Below are 22322 nucleotides of genomic sequence, written 5' to 3'. Positions count from 1 at the left end.
GCGCCCTCTGCCGCGCCTGCGGTCCATCCATCCTTTAGCCGGACAATCATCGCGGCCGGCATGGCCTTTACGTCCTTTGCAGTCGCGCTAGCTACCTATGCGCCGGTGTGCGTTTTGACGCCGGCCAAGCCGCCGAGGGAGAGGAACGAGCAGCTGTGCAAAGGCCGGAGAGCCACAACAGAACTGTCACATACCTTCTCTAAGAGAGCGGGCAAGGACTTGCGCAAGACCCTTGTCTCCAGCCACTCAAGAGGGAAAACCATGACTATGATCAAGCGGGGCTTTGCTGCCCTTGCCGCTGGTGCGCTCAGCACCGCGCTGGCGATGCCTGCTTCTGCGGAACCGGTAAAATTCGACTTCTGGTTCGGCCTTTCGGGCGACCTCGCCCGTGTCGTCGACACGCTGTGCAAGAACTTCAATGAATCGCAGAAGGACTACGAAGTCGTCTGCACCAGCCAGGGCAATTACGACGCCACGCTGCAGAACACCATCGCGGCCTTCCGCGCCGGCAAGCAGCCGGCCGTCGTCCAGGTCTACGATGTCGGCACCGCCACCATGATGCTGTCGGGCGCCTACAAGCCCGCCGACAAGCTGATGGAAGAGAACGGCTACAAGATCGACTACGCCGACTATTTCCCCGGCATCGCGCGCTACTACGCCACGTCGAAGGGCGAGATGCTGTCCTTCCCGTTCAATTCCTCGACCCCGCTGATGTACTGGAACAAGGACGCCTTCGCCAAGATCGGCAAGACCGAAGCGCCCAAGACCTGGGAAGATGTCGGCGCCGATCTCAAGGCGTTGAAGGAGGCCGGCTATGAGTGCCCGATGGCCATCAACATCTCGGCCAACGAAAGCTGGCAGCTGATGGAGCAGTTCTCGGCGCTCCACAACCAGCCGATCGCCACCAAGAACAACGGCTATGACGGTCTCGACGCGCGCCTCGAAGTCAACAAGACCAAGTTCGTCCAGTACGTCACCGACCTCAAGAAGTGGTATGACGCCGGCCTGATCAAGATCAAGTCCAAGGATCTCGGTCAGGACATGGTCCAGGCCTTCGCCTCGGGCACCTGCCAGGTCATCCTGACCTCGGTCGGCGACCACGGCACGGTCGGCAGGACCCAGAAGGAAGGCATGAGGTGGGATGTCGCCGAACTGCCGGTCTATGCCGGCACGGAGCGCAAGAATTCGCTGGTCGGCGGCGCTTCGCTGTGGGTGCTTTCCGGCAAGTCGGACGCCGAATACAAGGGCGCGGCCGCCTTCCTCAACTTCATCCATGACCCCAAGACGGCTTTGTTCTGGTCGACCAACACCGGCTACATTCCGGTGACCAAGTCGGGCTTCGAGTACATGAAGGGCCAGGGCTTCTACGACAAGGCGCCCTTCAAGGGCCGCGAAGTCGCCATCGCCAGCCTGACCGCGTCCGAGCCGACCGAAATCACCCGCGGCATCCGGCTGGGCAACTTCACCCAGATCCGCGCCGAGTTCGGCACGCAGATGCAGGCGATCTTCGCCAACAAGGTCAGCGTCCAGGAAGGCCTCGACACCCTGGTCAAGAACGGCGACGCCATCCTCGACCGCTTCCAGCAGACCTATCCGGGCAAGACCTTGCCCTGATGCCTGAAACGCCAAGGCCGCCCGTCGAGATTCGACGGGCGGCCATTTCATACCGGTTTTGATTTTTACGCATGTCTTTATCCCGAAACCGGTACCCATTTTCGGGAGACATGCTTTAGTCTTCCGCTGAGAAAGCGGGCTGACGGTTCAACGGCATCGGCGGATCGATGGAAAAACGCGTCACTTTCGGCAAATGGACGATCGGCATCCTCTTCGCGGTGCCACAGCTCCTCCTGATCTTCACGTTCTTCTACTGGCCGGCCGGCCAGGCCGTGTACTGGTCGCTGACGCTGCAGCAGCCCTGGGGCGGCGGCAACATCTGGGTCGGGCTCGACAATTTCCGCTCCATCCTGTCCAACGCCGACTACTGGACCTCGATCACCGCCAGCCTTGTCTTTGCCGGCATCAGCACCGGTCTTGCAATGTTCATCGCCCTGGTGCTCGCTGCCTTGACCGATCGGCAGCTCGCCGGCTCGCGGCTCTACCGCGTCGTCCTGATCTGGCCCTACGGCATCGCGGCGCCCGCACTGGCCATGGCGTTCCGCTTCATCCTGGCGCCGGAGGCCGGCTTCATGGCTGTGGTCAACCAGGTCTGGCCCGGCTTCTGGGACCCCGGCCTCGACGGCGCCGACGCCATGGCCTCGATCATCGTCGCCTTCTCGTGGAAATATGTCGGCTACAACTTCATCTTCTTCCTCGCCGCGTTCCAGGCCATCCCGCGTTCGCTCATCGAGGCCGCCGCGATGGACGGTTCCGGCGTCATCAGGCGTTTCTGGGACATCCAGTTTCCGCTGATCACGCCGACCATCTTCTTCCTGCTGGTCATCAACATCACCGAGAGTTTCCAGGACTCCTTCGGCATCGTCGACATCATGACATCAGGCGGTCCGGCCAACGCGACCAATCTGATGGTCTACAAGATCTATTCGGACGGTTTCAAAGGCCTCGATTATTCAGGAGCCGCCGCGCAGAGCATCATCCTGATGCTGCTCATCATCGTGCTCACCATCTTCCAGTTCCGCTTCATCGAACGGCGCGTGCATTACAGGTGAGATGGACATGGTCGAGCGCACACCGTTCTTGAATTTCTTCACGCATCTGATCCTGTTCATCGGCTTCGTCTTTTGCATTGCGCCGTTCGTGGTTGTCGTCGTCGCGGCGTCCCACAACCTCAAGGATGTCAACGATGTGCCGATGTCACTGCTGCCGGGCAGCGACTTCTGGGTCAACATCAAGACCGCGTGGACGACGGCCGATCTCGGTCCCAAGCTGCTCAACAGCTTCATCATGGCGACAGGCGTCGCCGCCGGCAAAGTGATCATCTCGGCACTCACCGCCTTCTCGATCGTCTACTTCCGCTATCCCGGCCGCATGCTGATCTTCTGGCTGATCTTCATCACGCTGATGCTGCCGCTCGAAGTGCGCATCGTGCCGACCTACGCGGTTGTCGCCAACGTCCTTGAGCCCTATCAGGCGATCCTGGACCTGACCGGGATTTCCTGGCTGATCGAAAAAGTCTCGGGCGTGCATGTCGCGCTCAACCTGGGCATGCTCAATTCCTATCCAGGCCTGATCCTGCCGCTGATCGCCACCGCCACTGGCACCTTCCTCTACCGGCAGTTCTTCCTGACCGTTCCAGACGAGCTGACCGAGGCCGCGCGCATGGACGGCGCCGGTCCGCTGCGCTTCTTCATCGATGTCCTGTTGCCGCTGTCGCGCAACAATATGGCAGCGCTCGGCACCATCATGTTCCTCTGGGCGTGGAACCAGTACCTGTGGCCGCTGCTCATCACCACCGACCAATCGCATGCCACGGCGGTAACCGAGCTGAAGCAGCTCATCCCCAATGTCGGCGGCGCGCCCGAATGGCACATCGCCATGGCCGGGACGCTGATCGTCATGCTACCGCCGCTGGTCGTCGTGGTGCTGATGCAGCGCTGGTTCGTGCGCGGCCTGATCGCCACCGAGAAATAGGAGACAAGAATGGCCTCCATCGCCATACGCGGCGTCAAGAAGAACTACGCCAAGACGCAGGTCGTGCACGGCGTCGACCTCGACTTCGCCTCTGGCGAATTCGTCGTCATCCTGGGACCGTCGGGCTGCGGCAAGTCCACGCTACTGCGCATGATCGCCGGGCTCGAGGAGATTTCCGATGGCACGATCGCCATCGACGGCACGGTGGTCAACAAGCTCGAACCGCGCGAGCGCGGCTGCGCCATGGTGTTCCAGAACTACGCGCTCTATCCGCATATGAGTGTTTCGCAGAACATCGGCTATTCGCTCAAGGTCGCCGGCGTTCCCTCGGCCGAGCGCCAGCAGCGCATCCAGGCGGTCGCCCGCACGCTGGAGCTCGAACACCTGCTCGACCGCAAACCGATGGCACTTTCCGGTGGCCAGAGGCAGCGCGTCGCCATGGGCCGGGCCATGATCCGCGAGCCGAAGGTGTTCCTGTTCGACGAGCCGCTGTCCAATCTCGATGCCAAGCTGCGCGTGCAGATGCGCTCGGAAATCCGCAAGCTGCATCGCCGGCTGAACGCCACCTCGGTCTTCGTCACCCATGACCAGGTCGAGGCGATGACGCTGGCCGACCGGCTGGTGGTGATGAATGGCGGACGCGTCGAACAGGTCGGCACGCCAGGTGAGATCTACACCCGCCCGGCCAGCCGCTTCGTCGCCACCTTCGTCGGCGCGCCGGCCATGAACATTCTGGAAGGCACGGTCGAACTCGATGGGCTGTCGCTGCTCGGCGGCAGCCGGCGCCTGGCCATGGCACGCGCCGGCCTGCCGGTCGGCACCAAGGTCGCGATGGGCATCCGGCCGGAGACCGTCCGACTGGTGGCGCCCGGCACGTCCGGTGCGCTCGACGCCACCGTCGACCTGGTCGAGGAACTGGGCGCGGGGCGGGTCATCTATGTCGATCTCGACGGCGCGCCGTTTTCGGTGATGACATCGGAGGCCGTCCACCCCGAGCCCGGCAGCCAGGTCGGCCTGAAGATTTCGCCGCAGGACATGCATTTCTTCTCATCGGAGACGGGAAGCCGCCTCGATGTCTTCAAGGCGTCCGTGCCCGAGCCGGCGCTCTGAAAGCATGATGAAGATCATCCAGGTCACCGACGTGCATCTTGGCCGGCAAGGCGAACGCCGCTATGGCGCGGACCTGCATCAAAGGCTGGCGTCCTGCATCGCGCACATCAATGCGCATCACGCCGACGCCGCGCTCTGCGTCTTCACCGGCGACCTGACCGAGACCGGCGCGCCGGAAAGTTACGCGGATCTGCGCGCTGCCCTGAACACGCTGTCGGTGCCGTACAGGCTGCTGCCCGGCAACCATGACCGGCGGGCCAATCTCGTCGCGACACTCCCGGAAAATCCGGTCGACGAGAGCGGCTTTGTCCAGTCGGTCCATGATACCGGCAAGGAAGTGCTGCTGTTTCTCGACTGCCTGGCGGAGGGGCGCATCGAAGGCGAATTCTGCGAAAGGCGGCTTGCCTGGCTCGAAGCCCGTCTGGACCAATCAGCCGGCAGGCCCGCCTATATTTTCCTGCACCATCCGCCGGTCGCGCTCGGCCTGCCGCAGCTCGATCCGCTGGCGCTTGAGCGACCCGAGCGGTTGCTCGGCCTGCTGAAGCGCCACGGCGACGTCCGCCACATCTTCTTCGGCCATGTCCATCGCGACATCGCCGGCACCGTCGCCGGGATTCCGTTCTCGGCGCAACGCGGACTGCACGCCCGGTTCGAACTTGCGCTTGACCGGTCGAGCGCAATTGTCGAGCAGGCGCCGCCTTCCTACGCCGTCATCCTTCTCGACAGCGCCAATGACCGCGTGGTCGTGCATGGCTGTGATTTTCTCGAGCGCTGGCCGATCTATTCAGCCGAAACCGGCGAACGCATCTCGGCATGACCGCGCGCCGCCGGCCTTCGGTCGCCTAGACGAAGACATGCGCCTTCCCCGACACGGTGAGCCGGACGATCTCGCCTACTGTCGGTGCGTCCATGCCGGATTTGCGCAGGATCAGCGGCGTGTTGCCGATGGCGGCGGCGTCCGGTGGATCGGCATTGTTCAGGAGCCGCACCGCGATCGTGCAGGTCGAGCCGGCGAATTCCGATTCCGTCACCTCGCCGAACAGCATGTCGGGGGTGCCCGACATGCCTTCACGCGATGTGCGCTTTAGCCCGATCTGCTCCGGCCGCAGCATGATGCGGGCAATATCTCGGCTGTCATTGGTATCCACGGCGATGCGGCCGAGCGGTGAGTTGGCGAAGCCGCCCGAGATGCTCGCCGGCAGGATGATGGCGTCGCCGAGGAACTCGGCGATCATCCTGTCCTTCGGCTTGAGATAGAGATCGCGCGGCGTGCCGACCTGCGAGAATTTGCCGTCGCGCATCACCGCCACCTGGGCAGCGAAGGACAGTGCTTCGGCCTGGTCGTGGGTGACCAGGATGGTGGTGATGCCGGCCGCCTCCAGAAGTTCGGCCACCGCCTTGCGCATCGAGGCGCGCAGGCCGGTGTCGAGCGCCGAGAACGGTTCGTCGAGCAGCATCAGCCGCGGCTTCATCGCCATGGCGCGGGCGAGCGCCACGCGCTGCTGCTGGCCGCCGGAAAGCTCATGCGGGCGGCGCTTGAGGATCGCCTTGTCCAGCCCCACGATATAGGCGAGTTCGACAATGCGCTCGGTGCGCTTGTCCTCGCCTCGGCCCATGCCAAAACCGATATTGTCCGCGATGGTCAGATGCGGGAACAGGGCGCCGTCCTGCGCCACCACGCCGATGCCGCGGCGATGCGCCGGGACCGCGGCGCCGCCATTGGCCAGCACCTCGCCGTCGAGCACGATGCGGCCCTGGTCTGGCGCCTCGAAGCCGGCGATCAGCCGCAGCAAGGTGGTCTTGCCGCAGCCTGAAGGTCCGACGATTGCGGTCCGGCTGCCGCTGGCGACATCGAGGTCGACACCGGCAAGGGCTGCGACCGGGCCGTAATGCTTGTGCAGGCCTTTGATTTCGAGAAAGCTCATCGTCCGGCCATCCGTTTCGACTGGACATAGAGCAGCCAGGTGAGCGGCAGCGACATCGCCACCATGATGAAGGCGTAAGGGGCCGCCGAGGCGTAGTCGATCTCACCGCTGTAGGACCAGAATGCCATGGCCAGCGTGCGGGTGCCGTTCGGCGCCAGCATCTGCGTCGCGGTCAGTTCGTTCATGATGCCGAGCGCCACCAGCGCCATGCCGGCCGCGGCACCTGGCGCCGACAGGCGGATGGTCGTCGACCACAGCGCGTTGAGCGGGCGCCTGCCCAGGCTGGACGCGGCGCGCTCGAGCTCGACCGGTGCCTGGGCGATCGAGGCGCGCAGGCTGACCAGGGCGCGCGGCAGGAACATGAGTGCATAGGCGACCAGGATGGTGAACAGCGTCTGATAGAGCGGCAGCGCGATGCGCACGGTGATGGTGACCAGCGCCAGCGCGATGACGACACCCGGTAGCGAGCCGACGATGTAGTTGCAACCCTCCAGCAGGCGTTGCAGCGGTCCCGGCGCGCGGATCGAGATCCAGGCCATCGGCATGGCGGCGACAGTGGCGAGCAGTGCCCCGGCAAGCGCCAGGAACAGCGTCTGGCCGAGCGCCAGGCCAATCTCGTCGAGACGCCAGACCTCGGCGCCGCCGGCGACGAGCCAGCGGCCGATGGTGACGAACGGCACGCCTAGCGCCAGCAGCGTGGTGGCGACCAGCAAGAGCAGGCTCGGCATGGTGGCGCGGCCGAGGCTCGTGCGTTGCTGGTGGCGCGCCGCGCCGGAGCCGACACGGGCATAACGCTCCTCGCCGCGTACCAGAACTTCGAGGCCCAGAAGCACGAAGCAGCAGGTCACCAGCACGCCGGCCAGCATGTTGGCTGCTGGTCCGTTGAAGGTCGACTGGAACTGGTCGACGATCGCCGTGGTGAAGGTGTCGAAGCGGATGAAGACGTAGAGGCCGTATTCGGCCAGCAGATGCAGCCCGACCAGCAGCGAGCCGCCGCAGATGGCGAGCCTCAGCTGCGGCAGCACGACACGCCAGAAGACGCGCCGGGGTCCAAGGCCGAGGGCGGCGGCTGCGTCCTCCAGGGCCGGATCGAGACGGCGCAGCGCCGCCGATATGGGCAGATAGAGGAAGGGGAAATAGGCGATCACGGACACCAGCACGCCGGCCCACAGGCCATGCAGGCCGGGCACCATGGTGATCCAGGCATAGGAATGCACGAAAGCGGGAATGGCGAGCGGCGCCACGCACAGCCAGGCCCACAGCCTGGCGCCGGGCAGGTCGCTGCGCTCGGTCAGCCAGGCCAGCGCCACCGACAGCACGATGGCGATCGGCACGGTCAGCAGCACCAGCAGCGTGGTGTTGATCAGCAGTTCGCCGACACGCGGCCGGAAGACCAGCGCCGACACGGTCTCCCAGCCGGTCTGGATTGCGATCCAGATGATGAAGGCGAGCGGCAACAGGGCGAACAGCGCGACGAGAGCAGCGGCGGTGACAAGCCAGGGCGCGGCGCGGCGCTGCGGCATTCGTCGCATCCTCGACGTCAGGCCGGCGCGCGTGAGATCGACCGCGGACTGCATCAGCTCGGACGCCCCGCGGTTGCGGCGCGGTGCCCAGGGGACCACGGTCTGAGGTCAGGAACGCAGCGTGTCGTCATCGACGAAGGCCATCTCGAAAACAAAACGCTCCCGCGGAAGGTGAATTCCCGCGGGAGCACGGTCGGTTTGTCCTTATTAGGACGAACGGCAACTAAAGCAAGCCGGCTGCCGTCATCAGGTCGGTGACCTTCTTGGAGTTCAGCGTCGTGGCGTCGACTTTCGGCGCCTGCAGGCCGGCCAGCGGAACGAGCTTCGGGTTGGACTCGGCACCCTTGCCGACAGCGTATTCGAAGGAGTTCCCGTTCTTCAGCACATCCTGGCCGCCCTTGCCGGTCACCCATTTCAGGAAGGCCTGGGCTTCCTTCTGGTGCTTGCTCGAGGCGAGCACGCCGCCACCCGAGACCGAGACGAAAGCGCCCGGATCCTGGTTCTTGAAATAGTGCAGCGCGACGTTCTTGCTGTTCTCGCCGGTCTTGGCCTGATCGCCGAAGTAGTAATAGTGGTAGATCACGCCGCCTTCGATCTCGCCGGCGTTGACCGCCTTCATCACCGTGCTGTTGCCCTTATAGGCGGTGAAGTTCGCCTTCATCGCCTTCAGCCAGTCCGCCGTGGCGGCCTCGCCCTTGAGCTGCAGCAATGCGCTGACGATGGCCTGGAAATCGGCGCCCGAGGGCGAGGCGGCCCAACGGCCCTTCCAGCTCGGATCGGCGAGATCGAGCAGCGACTTCGGCAACTGGTCGGCCTTTAGCTTGGTCGTGTTGTAGGCAAAGACGGTGCTGCGCGCGGCCACGCCCACCCATTTGCCGCTGGTCGCCTGATAGTCCTGCGGCACCTGCGCCAGTGTGTCGGCATCGACGGGCGCGAACAGGCCGGCATTCTCGACCAGCACCATGGCGGGTGAATTCTCCGTCAGGAAGACGTCGGCGGGCGAGGCGGCGCCTTCGGCAACGATCTGGTTGGAGAAGTCGCTGTCGCCGCCATTGCGCAGCGTGACCTTGATGCCGGTCTCCTTGGTGAAACCTTCGGCCCATTCCTTGGCCAGGCTTTCGTGCTGGGCGTTGTAGACGATGATGCCGGCATCCTCCGCCGTCGCCGGACCGGCGGCCAGGCCAATTGCAAGTGCGGTGGCACCGACAAGGGCGGAAAGGGTGTATTTCATGGCGTCATCCTCGTTTGGTTGGTCTTGTCACGCTGCACCTATCGATACCTGACACCCGTAGTCAAGATTGTTGATGTGCTTCAATCGGTCGCTGAGGCGCAAAGGTCGGCGTGAGGGGGACAATTACACTGAAGGCGGCCCGGACCGATGGTTTCCCGCAAGACGTCCCCGCAGACCTCCGCTCTGGGGCGGTGCCTTCAAGCACCCGCAAACTTTCGTGATTTGCCCGTAGTTTGGCTTGGACATTATTTCGCCGGCCACGTAACAAATCAGTGCCGAGCCACGAAAATCGGGGGAGTGAACTCTTGTGAGCGGCAAGGACGAAGCCGAGCTTTCCCGGCTCTTGCGGGCCGCGATCGCCGGAGATGAGAAGGCCTATGCCGACTTTCTGCACCGGATTGCCGCGCTGGTGCGCGGCTTTGTCCGGCGCAAGATCGTGCAGGGCGGAGTCGACCCCGAGGATGTCGTGCAGGAAACCTTGCTGGCCATTCATGTGAAACGGCATACCTGGCGCCAGGACGCGCCGGTGCTGCCGTGGATCTATGCCATCGCCCGCTTCAAGCTGATCGATGCGTTCCGGCGGCGCGGCCGGCGCATTGAAATCGATGTCGATGATATCGCCGAGACCTTCGCCGAACCGGAAACCGAAACCGTCAGCGAGCGCGACATCAACAGGGCCCTGGACGGGCTGCCGCCGGCACAGCGTTCGGTGGTTTCGGCTGTATCGGTGGAAGGCCGCTCGATCGGCGAGACCGCAGCGAAGTTCGGCATCAGCGAGACGGCGGTGCGTGTGTCGCTGCATCGCGGGCTAGCCGCCATAGCCAAGCGATTCGGGCAGGGGCGGTTCGGGCGGGAATGACATGAGGACCGAGGATCTCATCAAGGCGCTCGACGCCGATGCAACCAGCAAGGCGATGCCATTGCGTTCGGCCTGGTGGATGGCTGCCGGCGCGGCCATTGTCATCGCGGCAATCGTTTTCCTGCTGACGATCGGCCCGCGCCCCGACTTCATGGTTGCCGCGCACACGATGCGCTTCCTGTCCAAGTTCGTTTTCACCATCGCGCTGGCCACCAGCGCCTTCGCCCTGATCCGCGCTCTGTCGACGCCTGGCGCCTCGACGGCTTGGGCGATGGCAGGGATGCTGGCCGCGCCGCTGCTGGTGGCCGTGGCGGTGGTTCTGGAGCTCTTCATGGTGCCGGAGGCGTTGTGGGGCACCAGGATGATCGGCTCCAACATGATGATCTGCATGGGCTTCATCCCGCTGATCGGCATCGGCCCGCTGGCCATCTTCCTGTGGATGCTGCGCTACGGCGCGCCGACACGGCCGGTGCTTGCCGGCGCGGTTGCGGGGCTGCTTGCCGGGGGGCTGGCGGCAACCTTCTATGCCGCGCACTGTTTTGACGATTCGCCGCTTTTCGTCGCCACCTGGTACACGATCGCGATAGCGGTCCTCGCCTTGCTTGGCGCGCTCGGCGGGCGGTTTTTCGTGCGCTGGTAGCACGGGACCCGCAAACAGGTCCCCTGCATACCGATCCTTAATCATGCCGGCAATTGTTTGCCGGTTGACCATGTCGCGGTACCCCCACGCAACCTTTCCTTAAAATCGATCCTTCAGGATTTTCTCGGGAAAAAGCGATTGCCCACGGGGGTGGCACGGATCGTGAGACTACGAGGACCGATCAGGCTCCACAAACATGCAGCGCCGGCGTTGCTCGTGGCCGGCTTGGCCGTGGCGGCGGCCTCGGTCATGTTGTCGAGGCTGGACCTTGGCGCGGAAGCGCTCAGGCTTTGCCTTCAAGTGTCGGTCGCCATGACAATCGGCGCGCTTTTTTTCGCCTATCTCTTCATTGGCCGCATCTCGGAAGACCGGCGGCAGATCGCGGAGAGCGAGCAGCGCTTCCGCCGGGCGATGGAGGACTCGGCAATCGGCATCGTCGTCGTCGCCCTGGATGGGCGCATCGTGCAGACCAATCCGGCCTTCGCCTCGATGCTTGGCTACAGCCGCGAAGAGATGGAGGCGCTGACCTTTTTCCAGATCACGCACCCTGACGACCTGCATGTCGGACAAGAGACCATGGAAGGCATCAAAGTCGGCACGGTCAATGCTTTCCAGTTCGAGAAGCGTTACCTCAAGAAGGACGGCACGCCCGTCTGGGCGCATCTCGCCGGCTCCGTCATTCGAGAGGAGACGAGCGGCCGCCCGCTCTATCTCGTTTCGCAGATCGAGGACATCGACGCGCGCAAGCAGGCCGAGGCGCGTATTGCCGAGGCCGAAACGCGCTGGAATTTCGCGCTCGCCGGCGCCGGCCAGGGTGTCTGGGATCTCGACATCCGCAAAGGCGGCACGACCTACTCCTCGACCTGGGTCAAGATGCTCGGTTATGCGGATGGCGAACTTGACGGCGACCCCGATCGTTGGCTGACGATGATCCATCCCGACGATCGCGAAACCGTCGCCGAGGCGGACCGCGCCCATCTCGACGGCAAGACGGAGTTCTTCGAAGCCGAGTTCAGGATGCGTCACAAGGACGGCCGCTGGATCTGGATCCTCGACCGTGGCAAGGCCATCGAGCGCGACGGGGAGGGGCGTCTGATCCGTGCCATCGGCAGCCTGACCGACATTACCGGGCGCAAGGAGGCCGAGGAGCGCCTGACCGTGTCGGCGGCAATGCTGGCCGACGAGAAGGAGCGGCTTCGGGTGACGCTGCAGTCGATCGGCGATGCCGTCATCTGCACCGATGCCGCGAACCGCGTCACATTCATGAACCCGGTTGCCGAGAAGCTGACCGGCGTTTCGGTGGAGGCGGCTCTGGGCAAGACGCTCGGCCATGTCTATTGGGCGGTCGACGAGGAAACGGGACACAGGATCGGCGTGACGCGGCTGGCGATCGGCGCGGAGGCGCCCTCCGACCAGAACAGCCGCGCCGTGCTGATCCGCCGCGACGACACACGCTGCAGCATCCGCCAGGTCGTGTCGCCGATCTTGAACGAGCGCAACGAATTCTGCGGCCTGGTCATCGTTTTCCAGGACTTCACCGATGCGCGCGCCCTGCAGCGCCAGCTTGCCCACGCCGCCGCGCATGACGCGCTGACCGGCCTTGCCAATCGCTCGAGCTTCATCCGCACCATGGAGGAGCTCGTCGATCAGGCCCGCAAGGATGCCGCCGGGGCTGGCAGCAGCGGCCATCAGTTCATGTTCATCGACCTCGACCATTTCAAGCTGGTCAACGACACCGGCGGTCACGCCGCCGGAGACGCCTTGCTGAAGCGGGTCGCCGAGGCCGTGCGCGGCGTGTTAGGGCCCGAAGACATCGTCGCGCGCCTTGGCGGCGACGAGTTCGCGGTCGTCCTGAAATCGGGTTCGACCGCTGGCGCCAGGATCGCGGCGCGCTCCATCATCGATGCCATAGCCGGCCTGAACTTCACCTGGGATGGCCGGCCGCATGCCATCGGCGCCAGCATCGGGCTGGCGGCGATCAACGGCCATTGCGGCGAGGCGGACGAGATCATCGCAAGGGCCGACGCCGCCTGCTACGCGGCCAAGGCGGCCGGCCGCGGATGCGTTTCCGTGGCGCCGGATGACAGGCTCACCGACGACAAGCCAGAGCCGTTTGCCGCAGCCTCCTGAGGGGAGATTTCCCGAAGATCGTGAGGCTCAGCGCGTCGGAACGGGGTGCTCGCCGCGATAGTCGTAGAACCCGCGCCCGGTCTTGCGGCCGAGCCAGCCGGCTTCGACATATTTCACCAGCAGCGGGCAAGGGCGGTACTTCGAATCCGACAGGCCGTCATGCAGCACCTGCATGATCGACAGGCAGGTGTCGAGGCCGATGAAATCGGCCAGCTGCAGCGGTCCCATCGGATGGTTGGCGCCGAGGCGCATGGCGGTGTCGATGGCGTCGACCGAGCCGACACCTTCGTAAAGCGTGTAGATCGCCTCGTTGATCATCGGCAAAAGGATGCGGTTGACGATGAAGGCCGGGAAATCCTCCGAGACCGTGATCGTCTTGTCGAGCTGCTTCACATAGGTCTTCGCCGCCTCGAAGGTCTGGTCCTCGGTGGCGATGCCGCGCACCAGCTCGACCAGCTTCATCAGCGGCACCGGGTTCATGAAATGAATGCCGATGAAGCGCTCGGGCCGGTCGGTCTGCGCGGCGAGCCGGGTAATCGAGATCGACGAGGTGTTGGTCGCCAGTATGGCTTCGGGATTGAGCTGCGGACAGAGCTGCGCGTAGATCTTGCGCTTGACGGTTTCGTCCTCGGTCGCCGCCTCGATCACCAGATCGGCGCCGGCGAGATCGGCCATAGCCGGTGCAGAAGAAATACGTGCCATCGCCTGGTTGCGCAGCTTCTCGTCAAGCTTGCCGGAGCCGACCTGGCGGGCCATGTTGCCGCTGATGGTGGCGATGCCCTTTTCAATGCGGTCGGGCGAAATATCGTAGATCAGCACCTTGTAGCCCGAAAGCGCGGAGACATGGGCGATACCTCCACCCATCTGGCCCGCGCCGATGATGCCGATCGTCTCGATCTTGCTCATTACACCGATCCCGTCCGGAGCCCTTCCGCATGCATTGCGAAAGCGCTCCACCTCTTAAGTCTATCGCAATTCCGGACGCAAAACCGCTGCGCACTTTTGCTGGAATTGCTTTTGGCCTTTGTGGCCTGCTTTTTGTGCGGTGCAAACTAAAAGGGCGGGGCGACTTCGTCTACCCCACCCCAGGCATTTAATACGCTTTGTCGGAAAGCGTCAAAGCGCCTTCTGCAACTCCGGCAGAATGACGAAGAGATCGCCGACGAGGCCGTAGTCGGCAACCTGGAAGATCGGGGCCTCCTCGTCCTTGTTGATGGCGACGATGACCTTGGAATCCTTCATGCCGGCGAGGTGCTGGATGGCGCCGGAGATGCCAACCGCGATGTAGAGGTCGGGAGCGACCACCTTGCCCGTCTGGCCGACCTGCCAGTCGTTCGGTGCATAGCCGGCGTCGACCGCGGCACGCGAGGCGCCGACCGCCGCACCGAGCTTGTCGGCGACCGGCAGGATGACTTCCTGGAACTTCTCCGACGAGCCAAGCGCGCGGCCGCCCGAGATGATGATCTTGGCCGAGGTCAGTTCCGGACGGTCGGTCTCCGACAGCTTGTTCTCGACGAAGGTGGACAGGCCGGGATTGGCCGCCGCCTTGACGGTCTCGACCGCGGCCGAGCCGCCCTCGGGCGCCGCCTGGAAGGAGGCGGTGCGCAAGGTGATGACCTTCTTGGCGTCGGTCGACTGCACGGTCTGGATGGCGTTGCCGGCATAGATGGGCCGCTTGAAGGTGTCGGGCGAAACCACTTCGATGATCTCGGACACCTGCGCGACATCGAGCAGGGCGGCGACGCGCGGCGCGACGTTCTTGCCCGACGAGGTCGCCGGCGCGATGATGGTGTCATAGCCGCCGGCCAGCGACACGACGAGGGCGGCCGTCGGTTCGGCGAGGCGCTCGGCGAGTTCATCGGCTTCGGCGAGCAGCACCTTGCTGACGCCCTTGAGCTTGGCCGCGGCGTCCGCCGCGCCCTTGGCGCCCTTGCCGGCCACCAGCACATGCACGTCCGAGCCGATCTGCAGGGCCGCGGAAAGCGCCTTGGCGGTCTGGTCGGAAAGGCTGGCGTTGTCGTGTTCTGCGATGAGGAGAATTGCCATTTTATCTGTTCCTTCCGATCTCAGAGCACGCCGGCTTCGTTCTTGAGCTTGTCGACCAGTTCGGCGACGCTCTTGACCTTGACGCCCGCCTTGCGGCCGCCCGGCTCCTCGGTCTTGATGACCTTGAGGCGCGGCTTGACGTCGGCGCCGTAGTCGGCCGGGGTCTTTTCGTCGAGCTGCTTCTTCTTGGCCTTCATGATGTTGGGCAAAGAGGCATAGCGCGGCTGGTTGAGGCGAAGATCGGCGGTGATGATCGCCGGCATCTTCAGTTCCACCGTCTGCAGGCCACCGTCGACTTCGCGCGTCACCTTGGCCTTGTCGCCGTCGAGGACGACCTTGGAGGCGAAGGTGCCTTGCGCCCAGCCGAGCAGGGCCGCCAGCATCTGGCCGGTCTGGTTGGAATCGTCGTCGATCGCCTGCTTGCCGAGGATGACGAGGCCGGGCTGTTCGGCGTCGACCACGCCCTTCAGCACCTTGGCGACGCCAAGCGGCTCGGTCTGCTCGTCCGTCTTGACCAGAATGGCGCGGTCGGCGCCCATGGCGAGCGCGGTGCGCAGGGTTTCCTGCGCCTGCTGCGGGCCGATCGAGACGACGATGATCTCTTCGGCCTTGCCGGCTTCCTTGAGCCGGATTGCCTCTTCCACCGCGATCTCGTCGAACGGGTTCATCGCCATCTTGACGTTGGCGAGTTCCACCGCTGAACCGTCGGCCTTCACGCGAACTTTGACGTTCGCATCCACAACCCGCTTCACGGGCACAAGGATCTTCATTTGCCTGTCACCTCTTCACGCTAGTTGGGCGCGCTATAACAGCTTGCGCCCCTTCTGAGTTGTCGAAAGCCGACATTCCTGACTGAATTCCGGCCAGACGGAATTCCGGCCGGATGGAAATTCTGGTCTTTGACCGTCTTGCACTGCTCCTTAACAGCCCTGGGGCTCGGACGGAGACGTTTCCGTAGTTGCGGCAACTCTTGACGTCAATACGCCGAAAGCCGCTCAAATCGGTTCAGTTCGAGCCAGAAGGGCTTCCTCGGCCCCAGCGCGTCGTTGTGGCCGGCGGTTCGGGCGCCGCTGGCTCAGCAGCAGCTGGCGGCTGGTCGGGAGCGGGAGCCACGGTGTCCTCGTCGGCGCCGGCAAAAAGCGGCACGCCGCGGCTGCGCAGCACCAGCACCAGCACCGCACCGGCAATGATGCCGCCAATATGGCAGGCCCAGGAAATCTGGTCCTCGCCGGCGGCGGCGAACATGACGACCTGGAACAGCACCCACAGGACGAGCGGGATGAAGGCCGGAATGCGCAGCGGGATGCGGGCAAAGGCCAGCACCCAGACCTTCACCCTGGGATAAAGGATCAGATAGGCGACGACCACGCCGGCGATGGCGCCGGAGGCGCCGATCAGCGGCACCTGCGAATCCCAGGCGACAAGTCCCTGGAAGGCGGCGCCGGCGATGGCGCACAGGAGATAGAAGATCAGGTAGCGGACGTGGCCGAGCGCGTCCTCGACATTGTCGCCGAACACCCACAGGAACAGCATGTTGCCGCCAAGGTGGAAGATGTCGGCATGCAGGAAGGAATAGGTGAGGTAGCTCAGGCTTTCCGGAATGATGATGAACCGAGGATCAAGCTCGGCGGTGTTGTGCACCACGGACGGGATAAAGCCGAGGCCAAGCACGGCGGCATTGGTGAAGTTCTCGCCGCCGAGTGCGGTGGCGCAATAGACCAGCGCGTTGACCACGATCAGGCCGATCGTCACATATTGCAGGCGGATGTGGCGCAGCCTGTTGGTGTCGTAAAGCGGGATGAACATGCGTGCCTGGTCCCCTCCCGCGTTTCGATCCGTTCAGCGGTTCTTGCCGGGAACCCATAGCACGTCGGCATTTCCGTTGTCATTGACCGCCCGGGCGGCGACAAACAGGAAATCCGAGACCCGGTTGATGTATTTCAACCCGTCCCGATTGACGTGTTCGCCCGGGTCCTGGGCCAGCGCCACCATCAGCCGTTCGGCCCGCCGCGCCACCGTGCGGGCCAGATGAAGTGCTGCCGCCGCCGGCGTGCCGCCGTTGAGGACGAAGGATTTGAGCGGCTGGAGATCCTTGTTGAGGAGATCGATGTCCTTCTCGACACGGTCGGTCTGCGCGGCAACGATGCGCAAGGGCTCGTAGTCAAGCGGCTTGCCGTCATCGGGCACGGCAAGGTCGGCGCCGAGGTCGAAGAGATCGTTCTGGATGCGCGACAGCATGGCATCGATCGCCGGGTGGCTGGCCGCCGTGTGCACGCGCGCCATGCCGATGCAGGCATTGGCCTCGTCGACCATGCCGTAGGCGTCCACGCGCAGGTCGGATTTCAGCCGCCGCTCACCGGTGCCGAGACCCGTCGTGCCGTCATCGCCGGTGCGGGTGTAGATCTTGTTGAGTTTGACCACGTTGCCTCCCCCGCTGCCGGTATCCTCACTTGCGGGTGAAATACACGGCCAGAAGGATCAGCACCAGCGCGACCGCCTGCAGCATGACGCGTGCCTGCATCAGCTTGTTCGAAGTGACGCCGGAACCGCCGCGCATCATATTGACGAGGCCTCGGATCAGGACGATCACCACGGCGGCCATGACCAGAATGGCGAGGATGTTGAAGACGGTTGCCATTGTAGCGTTTCCAGTTGTTTCGCGTTCAGGCGCGTTTGGCCATCAGGCGGTAGAGCATCGAAGCCGGCAGGATACGTTTGAGCGCCGTGCCGATTTTAGCCGGCACTGTTACCACATAGTGCGGGCGCGGGCGCCGCGACAGAAGGGCATGGCGCAGAACCTTGTGGACCACTTCCGGCCCGGGCTTCAGCGCCGATTGGCTGCCGCCGGCGCGCAGCCGCTCCAGCTGCGCGGCATAGTCCGCGCGGTGCACGGAATTCTCGATGTCGATGTTTTTCAGGAACCAGGGCAGGCCGTTGCTGGCGATCTTCGACTTCACCGGTCCAGGCTCGATCAGCGAGACATGGACGCCGCTGCCTTCCAGTTCCTGGCGCTGGCAGAGCATGAGCGCCTCGAGCGCGTGTTTGGATGCCGAATAGGCGCCGCGAAAGCGCACCGGTACGAGGCCGAGGATCGACGAGCAATGGACGAGACGGCCATGGCCCTGGCGGCGCATCACCGGCACGAGACGGCGGGTCAGATCGTGCCAGCCGAAGAAATTGACCTCGAACTGCTCCTTGAGCGCGGCAACCGACAGATCCTCGACCGCGCCGGCCTGGGCGTATGCGCCGTTGTTGAACAGGGCATCGAGCCGCCCGCCGGTGCGCTCGAGCACCGCCGTCACCAGGGCGGCAATGGAGTCCGGTTCGCTGTAATCGAGGTAAAAGGCCTCGATGCCGTCCGCTTCGAGGGCGGCGATGTCCTCGGGTTTTCGGGCCGTTGCAAAGACCCGCCAGCCTTCCGCCTTGAGTGCCCGCGCGCAATATGCACCTATGCCGGACGAGGCGCCGGTGACGATGATGGTGCGCAACTGCTGCGCCGTCGGACTCGTGGTTTCGCCAAGGGTTGCCATTTGCCGCATTCACTTCCCATATTCGCGGCGTCGAGACAATCGAAGGGAACGCGGGTTCTTGCTGCGGAATATTGTCGCTCTGCGCCGCGTGCTCTACGACGCGCTCGGCCATTTCAACACCGATGATGGCTGGGCGATGGCCAGCCATCTGGCGATCACGTCGCTGATGGCGCTGTTTCCGTTCCTGATCTTCGCCACCACGCTGGGCAGCTTCCTCGGCGCCCAGGCCTTTGCCGACACGGCCGTGCATCTGGTGTTCGACACCTGGCCGGACCAGATCGCCAAGCCGATCGCGCATGAGGTGCTCAACGTGCTGACCGTCCGGCGCACCGATTTGTTGACCTATGGCGTGCTGCTTGCCGCCTACTTTGCCTCGAACGGCATCGAGGCGCTGCGCACCTCGCTCAACCGCGCCTATCGCGTAACCGAGACGCGCGGCATCATCTATCGCCGGGTGCAGAGCATCTTCTTCGTGCTGATCGCGACGGCCGGCTTCCTGGCGATCAGCGTGCTCCTGGTTTTCGCGCCGTTGCTGGCGCGGCTGGCGGAAGCGCATTTCGAATGGATAAAGCCCTATACCGGCACGATCACGCTGTGGCGCTACGTCATTGCCTCAGCCGTCATCATCGGCGGGCTGTTTGCCGTGCATTACTGGCTGCCGGCCGGCAAGCGCCGCTTCGTCTCGCTGGTGCCGGGCATCGTCTTCACGCTGGCCGCATGGCTGATCGGCTCGACGATGTTCGCTACCTATCTCGACCATTTCTCGTCCTATGTGACGACCTATGCCGGTCTCGCCTCGATCATGATCGCGGTGGTCTTCCTCTACATCGTCTCGGCGATCTTTATCCTCGGCGGCGAGCTCAATGCTGCCATCAGCCGCTATCTGGAGGCGCGGGCGCGGGTCGGATGAGGAAAGGAAGAACTGGAGAATTGAAGAACTAAAGAACTGAAGACGAGACACACAGCGCCAAATACGGCTGCTTTCCTCAGTTCCTCAGTTCCTCAATTCTCCAGCTCTCTTCAAACCCTCAGCTCTCCCCTTGCCCTGCCGCGCCGTCGCCAGGCCGACGCCGAAGGTGGTGATCGCCATGCCGACGATCTGCAGCGCGTTGAGCTGTTCGTTGAAGAGGGCCCAGGCGATGATGGCCGTCACCGCCGGCACCAGGTAGAACAGCGAGGCGACTTTCGACATTTCGCCGTCGCGGATCATCACCATCAAGAGGAAGATGGCGCCGAGCGACAGCACCAGCACCAGCCAGGCCATGGCGAAGATCAGTTCGCCGTTGATGATGACGGTGTGCGTTTCGAAAGCGAGCGCGGCCAGGATCATCAGCGAGGCGCCGCCGGCATATTGCCACATGGTCGCCGCCACGAGGTCGCCGCCGGACGCAAAGCGCTTTTGCCAGATGGTGCCGGCGCTCATGCCGAGCACCGAGACCAGTGAGGCGGTCAGCGTCGCCGCCGTTACGCCGCCGCCGAGCGCGCCGAGCTTCGGCCACAGCACGATGACGATGCCGATCAGGCCGATGCCAAGGCCAAGCCAATGGCGCGGCAGGATGGCCTCGCCCAGGAACTTGCCGGCCAGTACGGCGGTGATCAGCGGCTGCAGGCCGACGATCAGGGCCGAAAACCCGGCCGGCATGCCCCTGTGGATGGCCCAGAAGACGGCGCCGAGATAGACGCCATGCATCAGCACGCCGGCGCCGGTGGCGTGCAGCGCCTCCTTGCGTGTGGCGCGTTTCGAACCCAGGACGGGCATCAGGGCAGCCAGCAGGATGGCCGCTATGACGAAACGGGCGGCAAGGAAGGTGAACGGCTCCGCCCATGGCATGGCGTAGCGCGCGCCGATAAAGCCGGTCGCCCACAGGACGACGAAGGTGGCCGGGATGAACCGCTTGATGCTGTGCATTTTCCGGAGACCGCCGTGCTGGTGAGAAATTGACCGTGGCGCTGCTGTAATCCCGTTCGATCCGGCGCGCAAAACGAAACGATTGATCCATGCATCACGGGAATTCAACCGGCGGTGCCCCGACACACGCTTCCCAGAGGCCTTCACCAGGCTTAGAGACCGACCATCCGCCTGATATCGTCAGGTGACGCGCCGGCCCCGCGCAATTTGGCAAGGCCGGTGTCGCCAAGGCTCTTCGACAGCTTTCGCCCGTCCGGGCCGAGGATGAGCCGATGGTGAAAATAGACGGGTTGCGGCAGCCCGAGCAATTCCTGTAGCAGGCGCTGCACGCTGGTTGCGGAAAACAGATCCTGCCCGCGCACGACATGGCTGACGCCTTGCAGGGCATCGTCGACAATGACGGCGAGGTGGTAGCTGGTCGGGATGTCGCGGCGCGCCACGATCACGTCGCCCCAGTCCTGTGGGCGGGCCTCCGCCGAGCGCGTCGCCGACAGCGATTCATCGGTGAATTCGGTCCATGCGAGATCGCCGACGCGCGCGACAGCGGCATCGACATCAAGCCGCCAGGCGAAGGGTTCGTTGTCGGCGATACGGCGTTTGCGCTCGTTCGGGGCCAATGCCTTGTCGATCGGGGGGTATAACGGCACGCCGTCAGGGTCGCGCGGCCAGTCGCGCCCGCGCTTTTCGCTGTCGGCGATGAAGGCACGGATGTCGCCCCGGCTCATGAAGGCGGGATAGACGAGATCCTCCTGGATCAGCCGGTCGAGCACCGCCTGATACTGCGCGAAATGCTCGGATTGGCGGCGCACCGGCTTTTCCCAGGCAAGGCCCAGCCATTTCAGGTCGGCAAGCACGCCCGCCTCGAATTGCGGCGTGCAGCGCGTTGTGTCGATATCCTCGATGCGCAGCAGCAGGCGGCCATCATGGGCCTCTGCGAGCCTCTGGTTGAGAAGCGCCGAATAGGCGTGGCCAAGATGCAGTTCGCCGTTGGGGCTGGGCGCGAAGCGGAATGTCAGGAGCGTCATGTCTCAAGCGGCAATCGGGTTGTGCTGCGGTTTTGGCCGTTGCTACTTTGCTGCACATTCGCGGACAAGGATACCATGCAACGCATCGTGACACTGGACGACATCGCCCGCGGGCTCGATGCGCTTTGCATCATCGACCCGCGCCTGGAAAAGGTGCGCGGCATGGCCGGCGAGGTGCCGCTCCGGCTCTCGGAGCCGGGGTTCAGGAGCCTGGCCTCGATCATCGTCTCGCAACAGGTGTCGCGGGCAAGCGCCGATGCCATCTTCGGCCGGTTGACGAAGCTGGTCGATCCGCTGACGCCGCAGGCGATCCTGGCCGCCGGCGAGGACATGTTTCGCGAGGCCGGCCTGTCGCGGCCCAAGCAGCGCGGGCTGATCGCAGTCGCCCAGGCCGTGGCCGACGGGCTCGACCTCCTTCATCTCTGTTCACTGGACGCGACCGAGGCGATCACGACGATGACGGCGGTGCCTGGCATCGGCCCGTGGACAGCGGAAGTGTATCTTCTGTTTGCCGCCGGGCACCCCGACATTTTTCCCGCGCGCGACGTCGCGCTGCAGAGCGCGGTCGGCCATGCGCTCGGCATCGACCCGCGTCCGCCGGAGAAAACACTGATCGCTTTGGCCGAATCATGGAGCCCGTGGCGAGGTGTCGCATCGCGGCTTTTCTGGTCCTATTATCGCGAAACCAGGGGCAGGGACGCAGTGCCGCCGTCCTGAATCCGCAAAAAAGCATAAAGATCGGGGATTTTTGTCGCTTTGGACAAGCGACAATCCGCTTCACATCCCTGTCATGTCGGGCTTACAGT

The 22322-nt window shown here is 64.2% G+C and carries 22 protein-coding genes; 10 read left to right on the top strand and 12 right to left on the bottom strand.

All coding sequences use genetic code 11. From position 1 onward, the window contains the following. Positions 1 to 261: 261 nt before the first annotated feature. The 5 genes from AC1DPX_RS29345 to AC1DPX_RS29325 all read left to right on the top strand — a co-directional run bounded on the left by AC1DPX_RS29345 (position 262) and on the right by AC1DPX_RS29325 (position 5515). Positions 262 to 1614: an extracellular solute-binding protein gene (locus tag AC1DPX_RS29345; protein ID WP_477241057.1), complete on the top strand. Its 1353-nt coding sequence runs from the start codon at positions 262 to 264 to the stop codon at positions 1612 to 1614. Between the two features lie 167 nt (positions 1615 to 1781). After that, the gene (locus AC1DPX_RS29340) at positions 1782 to 2666 is read left to right on the top strand and encodes a carbohydrate ABC transporter permease (protein ID WP_477241055.1); all 885 of its coding nucleotides are present in this window, start codon (positions 1782 to 1784) and stop codon (positions 2664 to 2666) included. A gap of 7 nt (positions 2667 to 2673) precedes the next feature. Further along, positions 2674 to 3588 (top strand): ABC transporter permease subunit, encoded by a 915-nt coding sequence (locus AC1DPX_RS29335; protein WP_202357718.1) that lies wholly within the window; start codon positions 2674 to 2676, stop codon positions 3586 to 3588. A 9-nt stretch (positions 3589 to 3597) separates the two neighbouring features. Beyond that, positions 3598 to 4698 carry a sn-glycerol-3-phosphate import ATP-binding protein UgpC gene (locus AC1DPX_RS29330; protein ID WP_477241053.1) on the top strand — a complete coding sequence of 367 codons (1101 nt, stop codon included), beginning with the start codon at positions 3598 to 3600 and terminating at the stop codon, positions 4696 to 4698. 7 nt (positions 4699 to 4705) lie between these two features. Next, positions 4706 to 5515 carry a phosphodiesterase gene (locus tag AC1DPX_RS29325; RefSeq protein ID WP_477241306.1) on the top strand — a complete coding sequence of 270 codons (810 nt, stop codon included), beginning with the start codon at positions 4706 to 4708 and terminating at the stop codon, positions 5513 to 5515. A gap of 25 nt (positions 5516 to 5540) precedes the next feature. On the opposite strand, the gene AC1DPX_RS29320 is transcribed toward AC1DPX_RS29325, so the two are convergent. The 3 genes from AC1DPX_RS29320 to AC1DPX_RS29310 all read right to left on the bottom strand — a co-directional run bounded on the left by AC1DPX_RS29320 (position 5541) and on the right by AC1DPX_RS29310 (position 9377). Next, positions 5541 to 6623 (bottom strand): ABC transporter ATP-binding protein, encoded by a 1083-nt coding sequence (locus tag AC1DPX_RS29320; protein WP_477241051.1) that lies wholly within the window; start codon positions 6621 to 6623, stop codon positions 5541 to 5543. Beyond that, positions 6620 to 8200 carry an ABC transporter permease gene (locus AC1DPX_RS29315; RefSeq protein WP_477241049.1) on the bottom strand — a complete coding sequence of 527 codons (1581 nt, stop codon included), beginning with the start codon at positions 8198 to 8200 and terminating at the stop codon, positions 6620 to 6622. Before AC1DPX_RS29315 ends, AC1DPX_RS29320 begins: the two co-directional genes overlap by 4 nt. A 169-nt stretch (positions 8201 to 8369) precedes the next feature. Beyond that, on the bottom strand, positions 8370 to 9377 hold the full coding sequence (locus AC1DPX_RS29310; RefSeq protein ID WP_477241047.1) for an iron ABC transporter substrate-binding protein: 1008 nt from the start codon (positions 9375 to 9377) through the stop codon (positions 8370 to 8372). A 307-nt stretch (positions 9378 to 9684) separates the two neighbouring features. Here AC1DPX_RS29310 and AC1DPX_RS29305 point away from each other — a divergent pair, with 307 nt between their 5' ends. From AC1DPX_RS29305 to AC1DPX_RS29295, 3 genes are all read left to right on the top strand, one after another. Next, a complete protein-coding gene (locus tag AC1DPX_RS29305; RefSeq protein ID WP_019861390.1) occupies positions 9685 to 10236 on the top strand; it encodes a sigma-70 family RNA polymerase sigma factor in 552 nt (183 codons plus the stop codon). Between the two features lies 1 nt (position 10237). Beyond that, complete coding sequence (locus AC1DPX_RS29300; protein WP_477241045.1) at positions 10238 to 10876, top strand: NrsF family protein; 639 nt, start codon at positions 10238 to 10240, stop codon at positions 10874 to 10876. 249 nt (positions 10877 to 11125) lie between these two features. Further along, positions 11126 to 13006, top strand: coding sequence for a PAS domain S-box protein (locus AC1DPX_RS29295; protein ID WP_477241304.1), 1881 nt, complete (start codon positions 11126 to 11128; stop codon positions 13004 to 13006). A gap of 27 nt (positions 13007 to 13033) precedes the next feature. Here the strand turns inward: AC1DPX_RS29295 and AC1DPX_RS29290 are convergent, their stop codons facing one another. From AC1DPX_RS29290 to AC1DPX_RS29260, 7 genes are all read right to left on the bottom strand, one after another. Further along, on the bottom strand, positions 13034 to 13912 hold the full coding sequence (locus AC1DPX_RS29290) for a 3-hydroxybutyryl-CoA dehydrogenase (RefSeq protein ID WP_172223650.1): 879 nt from the start codon (positions 13910 to 13912) through the stop codon (positions 13034 to 13036). Positions 13913 to 14122: 210 nt separating this feature from the next. Next, positions 14123 to 15052 (bottom strand): electron transfer flavoprotein subunit alpha/FixB family protein, encoded by a 930-nt coding sequence (locus tag AC1DPX_RS29285; RefSeq protein WP_477241043.1) that lies wholly within the window; start codon positions 15050 to 15052, stop codon positions 14123 to 14125. 20 nt (positions 15053 to 15072) lie between these two features. Beyond that, complete coding sequence (locus tag AC1DPX_RS29280; RefSeq protein WP_010911711.1) at positions 15073 to 15822, bottom strand: electron transfer flavoprotein subunit beta/FixA family protein; 750 nt, start codon at positions 15820 to 15822, stop codon at positions 15073 to 15075. A 235-nt stretch (positions 15823 to 16057) separates the two neighbouring features. Then, complete coding sequence (locus tag AC1DPX_RS29275) at positions 16058 to 16858, bottom strand: rhomboid family intramembrane serine protease (RefSeq protein WP_477241041.1); 801 nt, start codon at positions 16856 to 16858, stop codon at positions 16058 to 16060. Positions 16859 to 16891: 33 nt separating this feature from the next. Continuing rightward, entirely contained in the window at positions 16892 to 17473 is a 582-nt protein-coding gene (locus tag AC1DPX_RS29270) for a cob(I)yrinic acid a,c-diamide adenosyltransferase (protein WP_477241039.1), read from the bottom strand. Positions 17474 to 17498: 25 nt separating this feature from the next. After that, positions 17499 to 17690 (bottom strand): twin transmembrane helix small protein, encoded by a 192-nt coding sequence (locus AC1DPX_RS29265; RefSeq protein ID WP_202357726.1) that lies wholly within the window; start codon positions 17688 to 17690, stop codon positions 17499 to 17501. Between the two features lie 25 nt (positions 17691 to 17715). Then, complete coding sequence (locus AC1DPX_RS29260) at positions 17716 to 18582, bottom strand: SDR family oxidoreductase (protein WP_477241037.1); 867 nt, start codon at positions 18580 to 18582, stop codon at positions 17716 to 17718. A gap of 58 nt (positions 18583 to 18640) precedes the next feature. On the opposite strand from AC1DPX_RS29260, the gene AC1DPX_RS29255 reads away from it, so the two are divergent. Beyond that, complete coding sequence (locus AC1DPX_RS29255; protein ID WP_027047430.1) at positions 18641 to 19492, top strand: YihY/virulence factor BrkB family protein; 852 nt, start codon at positions 18641 to 18643, stop codon at positions 19490 to 19492. An 84-nt stretch (positions 19493 to 19576) separates the two neighbouring features. On the opposite strand, the gene AC1DPX_RS29250 is transcribed toward AC1DPX_RS29255, so the two are convergent. Both AC1DPX_RS29250 and gluQRS read right to left on the bottom strand, forming a co-directional pair. Further along, positions 19577 to 20491 (bottom strand): DMT family transporter, encoded by a 915-nt coding sequence (locus tag AC1DPX_RS29250; RefSeq protein ID WP_477241035.1) that lies wholly within the window; start codon positions 20489 to 20491, stop codon positions 19577 to 19579. A gap of 152 nt (positions 20492 to 20643) precedes the next feature. After that, entirely contained in the window at positions 20644 to 21516 is an 873-nt protein-coding gene (gene gluQRS, locus AC1DPX_RS29245; RefSeq protein ID WP_477241033.1) for a tRNA glutamyl-Q(34) synthetase GluQRS, read from the bottom strand. 75 nt (positions 21517 to 21591) lie between these two features. Between gluQRS and AC1DPX_RS29240 the strand changes: the two genes are divergently transcribed. Beyond that, positions 21592 to 22233, top strand: a complete 642-nt coding sequence (locus AC1DPX_RS29240) for a DNA-3-methyladenine glycosylase family protein (protein ID WP_477241031.1) — start codon at positions 21592 to 21594, stop codon at positions 22231 to 22233. Positions 22234 to 22322 lie beyond the last annotated feature (89 nt).

The sequence above is a fragment of the Mesorhizobium sp. 01N446 genome (assembly GCF_056399285.1).
The sequence above is the reverse complement of the archived record's forward strand: the minus strand, read 5'-3'. Positions and strand labels throughout refer to the sequence as shown.

Bases quoted from the DNA above. Each gene is read 5' to 3' on its own strand.
- AC1DPX_RS29310 (WP_477241047.1), bottom strand. From the start codon at position 9,377: ATGAAATACACCCTTTCCGCCCTTGTCGGTGCCACCGCACTTGCAATT.
- AC1DPX_RS29275 (WP_477241041.1), bottom strand. From the start codon at position 16,858: ATGTTCATCCCGCTTTACGACACCAACAGGCTGCGCCACATCCGCCTG.
- AC1DPX_RS29340 (WP_477241055.1), top strand. From the start codon at position 1,782: ATGGAAAAACGCGTCACTTTCGGCAAATGGACGATCGGCATCCTCTTC.
- AC1DPX_RS29325 (WP_477241306.1), top strand. From the start codon at position 4,706: ATGAAGATCATCCAGGTCACCGACGTGCATCTTGGCCGGCAAGGCGAA.
- AC1DPX_RS29290 (WP_172223650.1), bottom strand. From the start codon at position 13,912: ATGAGCAAGATCGAGACGATCGGCATCATCGGCGCGGGCCAGATGGGT.
- AC1DPX_RS29250 (WP_477241035.1), bottom strand. From the start codon at position 20,491: ATGCACAGCATCAAGCGGTTCATCCCGGCCACCTTCGTCGTCCTGTGG.
- AC1DPX_RS29315 (WP_477241049.1), bottom strand. From the start codon at position 8,200: ATGCAGTCCGCGGTCGATCTCACGCGCGCCGGCCTGACGTCGAGGATG.
- gluQRS (WP_477241033.1), bottom strand. From the start codon at position 21,516: ATGACGCTCCTGACATTCCGCTTCGCGCCCAGCCCCAACGGCGAACTG.
- AC1DPX_RS29285 (WP_477241043.1), bottom strand. From the start codon at position 15,052: ATGGCAATTCTCCTCATCGCAGAACACGACAACGCCAGCCTTTCCGAC.
- AC1DPX_RS29320 (WP_477241051.1), bottom strand. From the start codon at position 6,623: ATGAGCTTTCTCGAAATCAAAGGCCTGCACAAGCATTACGGCCCGGTC.
- AC1DPX_RS29260 (WP_477241037.1), bottom strand. From the start codon at position 18,582: ATGGCAACCCTTGGCGAAACCACGAGTCCGACGGCGCAGCAGTTGCGC.
- AC1DPX_RS29300 (WP_477241045.1), top strand. From the start codon at position 10,238: ATGAGGACCGAGGATCTCATCAAGGCGCTCGACGCCGATGCAACCAGC.
- AC1DPX_RS29280 (WP_010911711.1), bottom strand. From the start codon at position 15,822: ATGAAGATCCTTGTGCCCGTGAAGCGGGTTGTGGATGCGAACGTCAAA.
- AC1DPX_RS29330 (WP_477241053.1), top strand. From the start codon at position 3,598: ATGGCCTCCATCGCCATACGCGGCGTCAAGAAGAACTACGCCAAGACG.
- AC1DPX_RS29295 (WP_477241304.1), top strand. From the start codon at position 11,126: ATGTTGTCGAGGCTGGACCTTGGCGCGGAAGCGCTCAGGCTTTGCCTT.
- AC1DPX_RS29335 (WP_202357718.1), top strand. From the start codon at position 2,674: ATGGTCGAGCGCACACCGTTCTTGAATTTCTTCACGCATCTGATCCTG.
- AC1DPX_RS29345 (WP_477241057.1), top strand. From the start codon at position 262: ATGACTATGATCAAGCGGGGCTTTGCTGCCCTTGCCGCTGGTGCGCTC.
- AC1DPX_RS29240 (WP_477241031.1), top strand. From the start codon at position 21,592: ATGCAACGCATCGTGACACTGGACGACATCGCCCGCGGGCTCGATGCG.
- AC1DPX_RS29265 (WP_202357726.1), bottom strand. From the start codon at position 17,690: ATGGCAACCGTCTTCAACATCCTCGCCATTCTGGTCATGGCCGCCGTG.